Source organism: Castellaniella hirudinis (assembly GCF_042651965.1).
Taxonomy (GTDB): domain Bacteria; phylum Pseudomonadota; class Gammaproteobacteria; order Burkholderiales; family Burkholderiaceae_B; genus Castellaniella; species Castellaniella hirudinis.
Genome location: NZ_JBHSDY010000006.1, coordinates 211928 through 225211 on the forward strand (window position 1 = coordinate 211928; position 13284 = coordinate 225211).

Below are 13284 nucleotides of genomic sequence, written 5' to 3' on the forward strand. Positions count from 1 at the left end.
TTTAGAAGTTTTTTTGAGCGAAGATCACTTATTCCCGTTCGATCACACCCAGCATCCGCGTCCGGCGCACCGACAAGGGGCCGAAAGCCTCTGAAAGCTGGGCATAGCGTCCCCCGGCAGCCAGAGCATCCAGGATGTCGGCCCAGTCCTGCATGAGCAGGGTGCGGGAACCGACGAATCGGGCATGATCGTAGGGGGCTCGAGACGTGTCGCGTCGGCGGTGGGCGAGCTGCAAATCCACCAGCTTGTCGGGATAGCCGAGCAAACCGAGCAAGGTCGTCGCGGTCGCCCTGAATCCATGGGCGGAAAATCGCCCGCCATAACCCAGGCGTGCGATGGCGTGGTTGAAGCTGCTCGCGGCCAGGACGCGGCTCAGGTCCCGGTGATTGGGAAACAGCATGGGGCTGTCGCTGGATAGGACGCGCAGCGAGCGCAGCAACGTCAAGGCTTGACGGGACAGCGGCACCATGTGCGGCCGGCGCATCTTCATGCGTTCTTTAGGCACGGTCCAGACCGCATTATCAAAATCAAACTCCTGCCAGCGGGCCAGCCGCAGCTCCGAAGGCCGCACGAACATCAGGGCCAGCAGGCGCAAGCCGATGGCGATGTCGGCATGACCCAGCCAAGCGTCCAGGCGCTGGAAGAACGCGGGAATATCCGACCAACTCAGCGGCGGATGATGGCGCACCGCTGGACGCCGGACCAAGCCCTTGAGCAGGCTGGCAGGATTATCCCCGCAAAGCCCCTGAACAATGGCGTGGGAGAAAACCTGGGAGACCCACTGCTGCACGAGCAGCGCCGCGCAGCGGGCGCCTCGGCCCGCGACCGACTCGATCAGTGTCCGGATATCCGCAGGCGTCAGGTCGGCGATCGCCACGTCACCGATCGCGGGGAGGACATCTTTCTCGAAGTAGCGGCCGATCTGGCGGGCATAGTCCGGGCTCCATTGAGAATTGGCGGCCAGCCATGCCTGTGCGGCCGCCTTGAAGGTGGACGGAGTGGACGTCCCGGCATCGGTGACGGCATCCCGTAGGGGGTGGATGCCCTGCCGGATCAGATCCCGCAGACGATCCCGTTCTTGACGGGCCTGGGCCAAGGTCACATCTGGATAGCGGCCGATGGCGTATACCTGGGCCTTGCCACTCAGGCGGTAACGGTAGCGCCAGAGCTTGCTTCCGCTGGGTTGCACCGACAGGAACAGACTGCCCCCGTCCCGCAGTTGATAGGGCTTGCCCGCCGCTTTGGCGGAGTTGACTGTCCGGGCCGATAGAAGATTCTGAGCCACGCGCCGCTTTCCTCGTTACGCAAGAATACACAGACATGTACACATCGTCTTTTGTCCGGATCGGGGAAAGTGCGCAAAATGCATTGATTATCAATGGATTGCGGAGACACGACGGTATACACATTTATATACATGCGGGTGCCTCTCCAAAGGACTGACGCCACGCATTCTCTCAATAGCCTACTGAGGCAGCGCGACAAAATGTGTCGGCCGGTAGCGATTGGTTGTTGTGAATTTGAAAGACGCGGTTATCAACACTAACTACCTTGCTCTGGTTTCCCAGAACAATCTGAACAAGTCCCAATCTGCCCTGGGTTCCGCGATCCAGCGCCTGTCTTCGGGCCTGCGCATCAACAGCGCCAAGGATGACGCCGCCGGCCAAGCCATCGCCAACCGCTTCACTGCCAACATCAAGGGCCTGACCCAGGCGGCCCGCAACGCCAACGACGGCATCTCGATTGCGCAAACGACGGAAGGCTCCCTGAACGAAATCAACAACAACCTGCAGCGCATCCGTGAACTGTCGGTACAGGCCGCCAACGGCACGAACTCCGAATCAGACCTCGAGTCCATCCAGGCTGAAATCACCCAGCGTCTGGACGAGATCAATCGCGTTTCCGATCAGACGCAGTTCAACAGCGTCAAGGTGCTGGCCAGCGACCAAAAGCTGACCATCCAAGTTGGCGCCAACGACGACGAAACCATCGAGATCGATCTGAAGAAGATCACTGCCAGCACATTGAATCTGAGCAGCTTTAATGTAACTGGACCGAAGGTGGATGGTGGTGGTGCTCCTACGGCCGCCGCTGCTGCTGATTTCCAAAAAGCTTATGGTCCTACGTCGAGTGTGACTGGGGCGACCGTTGATGAAGCAACTGCCGACAAACTGGCTGAGCGCCTCGGGGTGGCAGCTGGCAGCGTTGTGGTGGACGCTACCAACGTCTATGTGGATGACAATGGCAAGTTCTTCGCCAAAGTCACTGTGACGCCGGCTGATGCAACTGAAGTGGGCAATCTGGAATCGCGCGGCTTTACGGGCGAAGCAGGGACTGGCAAGGACTATTACATTGCGGTCGAACCTTCAACTGCGGATGTGACGACAACTGCAGGTACTGCGGCATTCACCATCGACACGGGTTCAATGTCCCTGAAATCCCTGTCTACGGGTGCTACGGCTAATCCGCTCGATGCCCTGGACAAGGCTATTGCTCAAGTCGACGATCTGCGCAGTGACCTGGGCGCGATTCAGAACCGTTTCGAGTCCACGATCGCCAACCTCAGCAACACCGTCACCAACCTGTCGGCTGCGCGTTCGCGCATCGAAGACGCCGACTACGCGGTGGAAGTGTCCAACATGACGCGTGCCCAGATCCTGCAACAGGCCGGTACCGCCGTGCTGGCCCAGGCCAACCAAGTGCCGCAAACCATGCTGTCCCTGCTGCGTTAAGTCCTCGCGGCAGCCCGGGGCGGCTCAGCCGTCCCGACGCATGAAAAAACCGCTGGTCCGACAGGATCAGCGGTTTTTTCGTCTTCCGGCGCCCACCGGGCCGCCCGCGGCGCTTTCGATCTCGATGCGCCTCAGGCGTCGTCCGGCGCCACTCCCCAGCCCCTGGCCCACTGATCCAGAAACGCCTCCTCCAGCATCCAGTCTCTCAGCACGGCTTCACGCAGTGCGTCGCCCTGGCGGGCGGAGGCATCCGGATCGGCCAGATGCGCACGGATCGCTTGCATCCAGTCCTGATGGCGGTTGCGCACCCGCGTCACCGGCAGGTCGCTTTGGTAAGGATCGATGTCCGTGCAGATGACCGGCACCCCGCAGGCCCCCAGCTCCAGCAGCCTCAGGTTGCTCTTGCAGCGATTGAACTGATTGATCTCCAGCGGCACGACCGCCAGATCGAGGTTCAAAGCGGCCAGCCTGGCCGGATATTGGTCGATCGGCACCCCCGGATGGAATTCACATGCCACGCCATCCGGCTGCATTCCCATGAAGACCCACTCGACCTCGTCCTGCAGATCCTTGACCACGGAGCGGATCTCGGCCAGATCGCCGGTGTGGCTGATGCCGCCCGCCCAGCCCACGCGCATCTTCTTGCCCGAGCGGCGGCGCCCTTCCAGCCCGCCCCACCAGGCCGGCAGCAGGCCATTGAGCGCCACCCGGATATCACCATGGAAATCTGCATATTCCTGCGCCAGGACGGGCGTGGACACCACCAGCCAGTCCACCTGCTCGATCGCGCGGCGCATGTTCTTGATCCAGCTCTGCTGGAACTTTCCACGGTAGACGCTGCGGGCCGGGATATTGGGCAGATAATCGTCAAACTCCAGAACCACCCTGGCGCCGGTGATCTCCCGATAGCGCCGGATCTGCGTCAGTATGCCCTCGTTGAGCCACGTGCCTTGCAGCACGATGACGTCGGGCTGAATGCGGGCCACGTCGGTGAAATGGAAATCATGGTGCTTGACGCCGCCTTCGGTCCGCAGCTCTCCCGCCATCGCCTGGAAGGGTTGCAGAATCCGGTAATGACCGCAGCCATGCCAATCCGAATGCGAGGCCAGCACCACCGGCAACGGACGCCCGGGCAGCGGCTCGTGGATACGCGACGCATCCTGGCTCAGGTTGAACCCGGGCGACAGTTTGCCGAAAGCGGGATGGTAATAAGGATCGCGCGCCAGTTGCGGCAGCCAGCGGGCGTACAGCCGGTCGCGCTGCTCGTCGTCGGGGCGGGCCGCCAGGCCGAACCTTTCCGTCAACAGGCGGGTCGCCCCGCCCATATGCAACAGGCCGGTATCGGGTTCGAGGGCCAGCAGGTAGCCGGCCTGCGCCGCCTTCAGGGACAGGTCCGTATCCGCATAGTAGACAGGGAAAGATTGCGCATCGAAACCGCCCAGTTCCTGGAACACGGCCCGTCGCACCATCAGACATGACGCACTCAGGGCGCTGGCGTTCTGCTGGACGGCCAGGCGATACATATACCCCTGCTGGCCGGACGGCTCGCCCCGAAAAGCCAATCCCACGCTGTTATCCAGCCCAAGCACCTGGCCGTATTGATCGATCCGGCCGCCGGGCAGATCCAGGCGTGCGCCCGCCAGGCCGACCTCCGGACGCAAGGCGAGCCGCAGCAGGCGCTCCAGCCAATCGGCGCGTGTTTGCGGCGAAAACTGGATATCGTTGTTCAGGAACAGCAGCACCTCGCCCCGCGCCTGTTCCGCCGCAAAATTGTTCATGGCGGCGAAATCAAAGGCCTGCGGCCAGCGCAGGATACGCACCTGATCCAGCGCCATGCCTTCGAGTTTCGCCAGAAACTCGACAGCGCCCTGCTCCACACTGCCGTTGTCCACGATCAGCAATTCGTAGTTCGGGTAGGCCGTGCGTTCCATCAAGCCTTCGACGCAATCGCGCAGGATGGAGAACTGGTCGCGGGTCGGCACGATGATGGATACCAGCGGCCGTTGCGGCAAAGGGTATTCGACGCGGAACAGCCCCAGGGCCGGTCCCGGCTGGACCTGGGCGTCCAGCCCCATCCGCACGAAATGAGCCTGCGTCACGGCAGGCGACCAGGTCAGGGTCCCCGCATCGCAGACCCAGTCCATCAGGCCGCGCGCGCCATGCAGCAGAACTTCCGGCACATGCCCGACCACGGATGGTCCCGCCTGCTCCACCATGCGCCAGACCAGATCGATCGGCGCCAGATCGACCACCCGCGCGTCGAGCCCGCCCACCGCCTGGATGGCAGCCGTGCTGAGCACCAGGTTGCGACCGACATAGGGGTAGCTGCGCAGCAGATCAATGTTGAAATCCGGTTTCAACATGGGGTTGGCCGTGACGCCATCCAGCAAAACGGCGTCGTCCGCATACCAGACCAGGGGGTCGGGCCGGCGCAAGCGATATTCACCCAGGGTCAATGTGGCGTGCGGCAACAGCCGATCACCGGCGTGCAGCACCCACAGGAAATCGGGCAGGCCTCCTTGTTCGATTCGCTGGGACAGCAACTGAGGCCAGGGCTCAGCGCCGGGAACATGCTCGATGTTCTGCGCGGCATCGTCGGGGACGACGCCATCGCCGATCAGCCAGACGCCATCCACGGGCCGGTGCTGCGCGCTCAGGCTGGCCAGCGTTTCAGCCGCCGCCCGAGGGTCCGCACCATCCGGCACGATGACGGCCACGCCCAACGTCCCCACGTCCGGATTCGCCTGCAGCAGGGTCTGGATCGCCAGGATGCGGGCGGCGGATGGGGCTCGGTCGGCCATCCAATCCGGTACGCCCCAGGAGGGGGCTTCCGCCGCTTTTTTCTCCAGCGCCTTGATGCGTTCCCGAATACGCTCGGCGAGCGGGAACGGAGCGAAATCCTTGCCTGGGTCGCTCAGGGGTTTGACGCGGACCAGATGGTTGTCTTTGGCGCGATACCAGCCCAGTTCGCGGATCATGCGCTTGAAATTGCTGTGGCCTTTTTCACCGACCCCGGGCTGGTCGCGGCCCTGCTGGCTGAATTGGTCTTTGGAGACACGGAAAGCGGAATATGGCTGATGCAACAGCGCCAAGTGGCCTCGGCGCAGCAACTTGACCAGCATCGTCAGGTCGCCGACCCATTCAATATATTGTCCGCCCAGCTTGAATAAACCCTGGTGCTCCAAGACGATGGGGGCATAATCGTCCCGGCGGAACATGATGGCGGACGGCTCACCGATGAAATTCAGTGTGATGTCGCCCAGAAACGAGACCACATCCTTTCCGTGGATGACGACATCCTCGTCGCACAGAGAGGCTGTTGCGATATTGTCAGGCAGTGTTTCGCCCTGCTCACCCACCAGCGCACGGCGGGATCCGACGACAGCGATATCTTCATCCAGAGACAAAATCCGGACGAAGCTGGACAGTACGCCCGGCAGCAGGACGTCGTCATCGAACAAGGGCTTGATGTACTTGCCACGAGCTTTCTGGATACAGGCGGACAGATTTCCGCCGCCCGTCATTCGAGTCTCGTTTCTGTAATACCTGAAATTCCCTATTTTTCTTTCATCGGTCAATTGCCTGAGCAAATCGTATACGTCATCCGTGGGGCAATCGTCCCCCACCACAATCTCGTAATCCGAAAAATCCTGCGCCAGCAAGCTATCGAGCGCGGCCTGAAGATACTTTGCCCTGAATGCCGGAATCACCACTGACACCAGAGGCGGGCGTTCGCTTTGAACCGTTTCAAAATCCATTGACATCAATCCATCCCCGGTGCGTGCCGACTCAAATCTTCTGGATCAGATAGCTGTTCTCGAACCCGCGCACGGCCCCCAGCACATTGAACCCGTTGAAATACCCTCCGGCCCTGAGCAGATCGACGGCCGGCCCGACTTCCGGACTATAGCGGACGTCCATATAGTCATCGAATACGATGAATCCCCCGGAAACCACGCTCGGGGAATACAGCAGGAAATCCAGCAGGACGTTCCGGCCCTCATGCCCGCCATCGATGTGCAGCAGCGCCACACTGGGAGAAAGCGCGTGGAAACGCTCGGCGCACAACTCGGAAAATCCTCTCAGGACGACTGCGTTCGGAAACAGCAGGTCCTTGTAATGGCTGAATTCCTCGAACTGCTTCGGCAGCGCGAAAGGATCGATCCCGACGACTCTTCTTTCGTGGTTGCACACCTCGTTCATCAAGGACAGGGACTTTCCCTTCCAGACACCGATCTCGACGATGTCGCCGGGCAGATCCCCGATCATCGCGCACAGATAGGCCAGCAGCCGGATCTGATCGTGAAACGAAAGCTCCTTGCGTTCCATCGCCTGGTCCGGCGGCAGGAGCGCCTGGGCATGCTCGAAGCCTTTCCCGAGCAACTCCCAGACCGAGGCGACCATTTCATTCAACTGCGGATTTTCCAGGAACTCGTACAGTTGCTTGCGGGTAATCATTGGTGTCCTTGAATGGCCGAAATGGCGCCTATCCCCATAGGATATCCAACCCATCCCACGTCCCCTGATGACGTATGATCAGGATGATTTCCCATAGTGTTTATGCAGCCCCTCGGGGCGCAGGACGACATGATCTCACAGCGCCCCGTTTTCGTCACAGAGCCGCACCTGCCCCCGCTGCAGGAATTCATCCCCTACCTGGAAAAGCTCTGGGCCAGTAAACGCCTGACCAACGGCGGCCCATTCCACGAGCAATTGGAAAAGGAACTGGCTGCGTATCTGGGCGTCCAGCACCTCAGCCTGTTTTCCAACGGCACCATCGCGCTGGTCACCGCGCTGCAGGCGCTGCGCATCAGCGGCGAGGTCATCACCACACCTTACACCTTCGTCGCCACGGCCCATTCACTGATCTGGAACAATATCAAGCCGGTTTTCGTCGATGTCGATCCAGGCACCTGCAATCTGGACCCGGCCCGGATCGAGGAAGCCATCACGCCTGCCACCACGGCCATCCTGCCCGTGCATTGCTACGGCCTGCCCTGCGACGTGGATCGCATCCAGCGGATCGCAGACACCTACGGCCTGAAAGTCATTTACGACGCGGCGCACGCTTTTGGCGTCAAGCAAGACGGCGCCAGCATCCTGAATCACGGCGATCTGTCCGTCCTGAGCTTCCACGCCACCAAGGTGTTCAATACCTTCGAAGGCGGCGCCATCATCTGCCCCGACGCCAAGATCAAACAGCGCATCGACTACCTGAAAAATTTCGGCTTTGCCGACGAAGTCACCGTCGTCGCGCCCGGCATCAACGGCAAGATGAACGAGGTCTCTGCAGCCATGGGCCTGCTGCAGCTCCAGCACGTCGATCAGGCGCTGGACACCCGGGCGGCCATCCACAGGCGCTACCAGGACGCTTTCGCGGATGTCCCCAGTCTGCGCCTGCTGCAAGCGCCGGCAGGGCTGGAATGGAACCACGCCTACTGCCCTCTGTTCGTCGGCCCGGATCATCCCGTCAGCCGCGACGCGCTGTATGCCCTGCTGAAAAAGCACGGCATCCACGCCCGCCGTTATTTCTACCCCCTGGTCAGTTCATTCCCCATGTACCGGGGCCTGCCTAGCGCCGCGCCGGAACATTTGCCCCACGCCCAGGCGCTGGCGGATCAAGTGATCTGCCTGCCCATCTACCCCACCCTGCGGGCCGAGGACCAGGAACGGCTGATCGGCATCATCTTGCAGACCGCCCGATGAGCAAGCGCATCCTGGTCTTCCCCTGCGGTTCGGAAATCGGCCTGGAAATCCACCGCGCCCTGCGCTATTCCACGCATTTCGATCTGGTGGGGGCCTCCAGCGTGGACGATCACGGCCGCTTTGTCTATGAAGACTACGTCGGTGGCCTGCCTTATCACAACGCCCCCGATTTCGCCTCGCGTTTGGCTGAAATCATCAAGACGCACCGCATCGACGTGGTTTATCCGACGATGGACGCGGTGGCTGAAACCCTCCAGGATCTGGCTGAAAGCCTGGGGGTCTGTGTCATTGGCAGCCGCCCCGAAACCACGCGTATCTGCGCATCCAAGACCCTGACCTATGATGCGCTGGATGGGCTGGTCGCCACCCCGCTACGCTACCGCGATCTGGCCGAGGTCCCCTCCTACCCTGTCTTCATCAAGCCCGACCGGGGCTACGGATCGCGCCACGCCGCTCGCGCCGACCATGCGCAACAGGCCGCAACCCTGCTGGCCCGGCATCAGGATCGGGACATGCTGATCCTGGAATACCTGCCGGGCCGGGAATGGACCATCGACTGTTTCTCGGACCGCCACGGATCGTTGCTGTTCCACGCAGCCCGAGGGCGCGACCGGGTCAGCAACGGCATCAGCGTCAACACCTCGCCCAGCACCGAATTCATCGAGTTGTTCGCGGACTGGGCCGGCGCCATCAACCAGCGGCTGCGGCCACGCGGCGCCTGGTTCTTCCAGGCGAAACTGGACCATGCCGGCCAGCCCAGACTGCTGGAAGTCGCCGCCCGGTTCGCCGGTTCATCGGCCCTGCAGCGCGGCCTGGGGGTGAACCTGCCGCTGCTGAGCGCATTCGACGCCCTCGACTGGCCGGTTTCGATCGCCGCCAATGACTATCCGATCGAACTGGACCGCGCCCTGGACAACCGGTTCCGGATCCGGCTCGACTACCGGCACGTCTATGTCGATCTGGATGACTGCCTGCTCATCAAGGGACGGATCAATACCGCGCTGCTGGCCTTCCTGTACAAAGCCATCGATGATGGCTGCACGATCACGCTGCTGACGCGCCATGAGGAAAACCTGAACGAGACCCTGCGCCGCACCCGCCTGGAGTCCGTCTTTGACCGCATTGTCCACATCACCGACGGCGGGCCGAAAGCGGACCACATCGACCGGCTGCCGGCCATTTTCATCGACGACTCCTTCCGCGAAAGAGAAGCCGTGGCACGGCAGCGAGGCATTCCTGTTTTCTCCCCGGACATGGTCGAAGCCTTGTCCTGAAAAGCCACCGACCCGCCATGAAAACCATCCTGACCTACGGCACTTTTGATCTTTTTCACATCGGCCACCTGCGCTTGCTGCAACGGCTTCGCGCACTGGGCGATCGCCTGATCGTCGGGGTTTCCACAGATGAATTCAACCACCTCAAAGGCAAGAAAACGGTGGTTCCGTTCGAGGACCGGATTGAAATCATCCGCGCCCTGGACTGCGTCGATCTGGCCATCCCCGAAGCCGCCTGGGAACAGAAGGCCGGTGACATCCAGCAGCACGCCGTGTCGATCTTCGGCATGGGCAGTGACTGGACAGGCCGGTTCGACGAATTGAAAGCGCACTGCGAGGTGGTCTACCTGCCGCGCACCGAAGGCATTTCCAGCACGCACATCCGGAGAACGCTGAAAATACTCGACCAGACCCATGTGGGGGAACTCAAGCAGGCGCTTGACCTTATTTCCTCCATCATCGATCGCTTCGACTGAACCGGGGATTCGGGCACATGGCGCGGTTCATTTTTCTTCTGCTGCATCCCTTATGGCAGTTCATCGACCGGATGACGCCCAAGCGGGCCGACTGCTGGGCCTTCTCGACCCATCACCTGCATACCGGCCGCTTCATCGAAAACCAACGGGCGATGTTCGAGCTGGTCAAGCGGGACCCCGGCATACACAAGATCGTTTTTTATCGCGGCGAGCCCCCGGACCTGCGGATTGAAGACGCCATCCGATACAGGGTGCTCAGGCACGGCACGCTGCGCGGCCTGCTGTGGCTCGCCCGCTGCAAAGTCGTTTTCTTGACGCACTCGGTCTCCATGGACTATTCGCTGCGCTGGGGCAGCAAGCGGTTCAGCATCCTGAAACTTGCCATGCGCCACAGAGTCGTGGTCAATCTCTGGCATGGCATCCCCCTGAAACGCCTGCTGTACGCGGCCAACGACGCGGCATCCCGCCACACCGACCGCGTCAAATACCGCACCCGGGAAAGACGGGAATATACAGGCCTCATCGCCTCTTCGGATATCGACAGCTATGCCATGGCTGCCATGTTCTATCCCCTGAACTACCATCAGGTCTGGAGTACCGGCCTGCCGCGCAACGATTTCCTGACACAGGCAGAGGAACGGCTGCCCTCGTATATCCAGGATTCGCTGCGCCTGATCCGGGCAAAGCGCCAGGGAAAGAAACTGGTGGTCTATGCCCCGACCTACCGCCAGACGGCGATCAGCGACGGCGCCCATTATTACCAGTTCTCAGCCGGGGAGATCGAGCGGCTGAAATCCGTCCTGCGTTCGCACGACGCCGTCCTGGGCTATCGCCCGCACTACTTCAAGAACAGCGCGAATTATTTCAACATGGACGAATATGTGGACGACGTATCCATATTCGACATGTCACAGGATGCCGTCCCGGAGTTCTCGGCCCTCGCAAGGGAGTGCGACCTGCTTGTCACGGACTACTCCAGCGTCTATATCGAAGCGCTCTATCTCGACAAACCCATCATCTGCTTTGGCTATGACATCGAGCACTACAAGGCTCACGAAGACGGGCTGCTCTACGATATGGAACTGGCCTTCCCCGGACCCATCGCGCAGGACTTCGGCACCTTGATCGAGCATATCGACGAGGCATTGCGCCATGACGGCGGGTCCGCCCATCAGCAGCGGGCCACTGCCAGAAAGATCTTCTTCAAATACAACGACTCGATGAACTCGGAGCGGGTCAGGCGGGAAATCGTGCGGCGCCTACGATAGCTCTTTGGCAAGGGTCCGCATTTTACCAATCATCTGCTGGTAAAAATCGTCTGCGTAGTGAAAGGGCGCCGGCCCCCATTTATGGAAGTCCCCTCCCTTGATTTCATCATATGTAAAAAACTGATCTCTCTTCAAATCCTTTTCAACAAAAGAGTACATTTTATTCAAAGTATTGTTCGCAAATTCAATAGCCTCATCAGGAACGATCTCCTCTGAAAGGTACTTCTTGTACCTTCCACCACTGGCCGTCCGTGCCGCCCATAAAACCTTATTAAGCCTCAGTTTGTGAAGCTTGTCATTTTTTCTAAGAAAATCGACAAGATTGTTCCAGCCGTTTCCCCAACGTCTGAAAAAATCATCAGAACCTGACTTGATAATTTTGAAATCTGGAATATCTTTGAACGGATCCGTATTCTTGAATTCAGCAGATACCGTGCAGCACTTCCCTGGGCCGGCCTCCAGAAGATTAAATCTCTCGTCTATAAAATCCATCAACAAAACATCAAAATCGGATCTTGATATTATATCCAGAAATTTCTTTTCAATATCCACATTCACCCACCGGCGCTGAAAACCAGAGGTCAGACGCTCACTGAAAACATCATCAAAGGGCTTTTCTGAAAAAATACTGGCTATCGAGGATCTGGCTATAAACTCGACAAGATGAAACTCCCCCGGCTCTCCAAAATCGAGAGAATCCTTGGAAACACAACTCCCAAGAATAAATATTTTCATCGCACACTCCAAAAATCCAACATGAAGAGACGAGGCATTAAAATACTTTTTTCCTCAGCCTGTACAGCCGCCCTCTCAGCCGGTTCATTCTGATCATTCCGGCTGAAGCCACAGAATAAATTCCATGATCCCCGGTGGCAGCGGCCTGCAACAGGATATCCGGCCCTCGCAATCCAAGCATGCGGCGCAAATCCTTCAACAAGGCTGAAACCTCTTTCAGGTAGTCCCCTTCCCTGGCCTTCGGTATGCGCGATCCGGTATTGATGACACCGAACAGGGTCGATCGCATGTACCCGTAAAGCTTCATTCCGTACCATCGGCGATAATCCGCATGATTCTTCAGGAGGGTCTCGACGCGCCGGCATTCGTGGATGATATTGAAGTGGTCGTCATGGGTCGTATGCAGACTGGACTGGAGATGCCGCCTGTAATTATGCAGAACATCGGGTATGTAATAGAAAGCGCCGGCCTCGACCGTCGCCCGGATGCTCCATACCATATCCTCGTAATAAGTCTGGCGGGGGAACAGCAGTCCGTGATCCCGGACGAAGCTCATCCTGTAGGCCTTGTTCCAGGGGACATGCAGATTCCTGATGGCGCCTTTCCTGACAGCCGGATCGGTCAGGTCCGCCCACCGATCTCCCAGATCGACATACCGGTTGGGCGCATTGGGGATCTTCCTGCCGTCCGGCCACACCTGCTGATGATTGAACATCAGGACATCCGGCTTCCACTCCTGCAAGCAGGCCACGATGCGCGGGATGGCCTCGGGCTCGAGCCAGTCATCGCCATCGAGAAACATGCAATATTCTCCCGAAGCATGCGCCAGCCCTATGTTTCTTGCCTCGCCAGGTCCCTTGTTTTCATGATTCTCGATGATCCTGAGCGTCGATCCGCAATCCGCCGCGATGGAGCGGATCAGATCCAGGCTTCCGTCAGTCGAGCCGTTATCGACTACGATGATCTCATGGTCCGCTCCGGCAGGACACAAGCAGCTCGAAACCGCCTGTCCTATATATTTCTCGCCATTAAAAGAAATGATGATGATAGATAGCAGCATTGCAAATACATCCATCCAGGATGACGCAAGCGC

10 protein-coding genes and 1 pseudogene are annotated in these 13284 nt (G+C 59.7%); 5 read left to right on the forward strand and 6 right to left on the reverse strand.

Annotated features, from left to right (window positions below):
* Positions 1–28: 28 nt before the first annotated feature.
* Positions 29–1285 carry a tyrosine-type recombinase/integrase gene (locus tag ACFO0J_RS11315; protein WP_376813186.1) on the reverse strand — a complete coding sequence of 419 codons (1257 nt, stop codon included), beginning with the start codon at positions 1283–1285 and terminating at the stop codon, positions 29–31.
* A gap of 229 nt (positions 1286–1514) precedes the next feature.
* On the opposite strand from ACFO0J_RS11315, the gene ACFO0J_RS11320 reads away from it, so the two are divergent.
* Positions 1515–2732: a FliC/FljB family flagellin gene (locus ACFO0J_RS11320; RefSeq protein ID WP_376813187.1), complete on the forward strand. Its 1218-nt coding sequence runs from the start codon at positions 1515–1517 to the stop codon at positions 2730–2732.
* 131 nt (positions 2733–2863) lie between these two features.
* On the opposite strand, the gene ACFO0J_RS11325 is transcribed toward ACFO0J_RS11320, so the two are convergent.
* The 3 genes and pseudogenes from ACFO0J_RS11325 to ACFO0J_RS11335 all read right to left on the reverse strand — a co-directional run bounded on the left by ACFO0J_RS11325 (position 2864) and on the right by ACFO0J_RS11335 (position 7190).
* The gene (locus ACFO0J_RS11325; RefSeq protein WP_376813245.1) at positions 2864–6007 is read right to left on the reverse strand and encodes a glycosyltransferase; all 3144 of its coding nucleotides are present in this window, start codon (positions 6005–6007) and stop codon (positions 2864–2866) included.
* A 126-nt stretch (positions 6008–6133) separates the two neighbouring features.
* Positions 6134–6496: pseudogene (locus ACFO0J_RS11330) on the reverse strand (glycosyltransferase family 2 protein); the annotation flags it as partial.
* A 25-nt stretch (positions 6497–6521) separates the two neighbouring features.
* A complete protein-coding gene (locus ACFO0J_RS11335; RefSeq protein WP_376813188.1) occupies positions 6522–7190 on the reverse strand; it encodes a class I SAM-dependent methyltransferase in 669 nt (222 codons plus the stop codon).
* Positions 7191–7292: 102 nt separating this feature from the next.
* On the opposite strand from ACFO0J_RS11335, the gene ACFO0J_RS11340 reads away from it, so the two are divergent.
* Genes ACFO0J_RS11340 through ACFO0J_RS11355 form a run of 4 tightly spaced genes read left to right on the forward strand, consistent with a single transcriptional unit; the run spans position 7293 to position 11456 of the window.
* Positions 7293–8438 (forward strand): DegT/DnrJ/EryC1/StrS family aminotransferase, encoded by a 1146-nt coding sequence (locus tag ACFO0J_RS11340; protein ID WP_376813246.1) that lies wholly within the window; start codon positions 7293–7295, stop codon positions 8436–8438.
* Entirely contained in the window at positions 8435–9712 is a 1278-nt protein-coding gene (locus tag ACFO0J_RS11345) for an ATP-grasp domain-containing protein (protein ID WP_376813189.1), read from the forward strand. Before ACFO0J_RS11340 ends, ACFO0J_RS11345 begins: the two co-directional genes overlap by 4 nt.
* A gap of 17 nt (positions 9713–9729) precedes the next feature.
* Positions 9730–10188: an adenylyltransferase/cytidyltransferase family protein gene (locus ACFO0J_RS11350; protein WP_376813190.1), complete on the forward strand. Its 459-nt coding sequence runs from the start codon at positions 9730–9732 to the stop codon at positions 10186–10188.
* 17 nt (positions 10189–10205) lie between these two features.
* Positions 10206–11456: a CDP-glycerol glycerophosphotransferase family protein gene (locus ACFO0J_RS11355; RefSeq protein WP_376813191.1), complete on the forward strand. Its 1251-nt coding sequence runs from the start codon at positions 10206–10208 to the stop codon at positions 11454–11456.
* Here the strand turns inward: ACFO0J_RS11355 and ACFO0J_RS11360 are convergent.
* On the reverse strand, positions 11448–12191 hold the full coding sequence (locus tag ACFO0J_RS11360) for a DUF6270 domain-containing protein (RefSeq protein WP_376813192.1): 744 nt from the start codon (positions 12189–12191) through the stop codon (positions 11448–11450). The two genes, ACFO0J_RS11355 and ACFO0J_RS11360, sit on opposite strands and share 9 nt — an antisense overlap.
* A 37-nt stretch (positions 12192–12228) precedes the next feature.
* Positions 12229–13266: a glycosyltransferase family 2 protein gene (locus ACFO0J_RS11365; protein ID WP_376813193.1), complete on the reverse strand. Its 1038-nt coding sequence runs from the start codon at positions 13264–13266 to the stop codon at positions 12229–12231.
* Between the last annotated feature and the right edge of the window lie 18 nt (positions 13267–13284).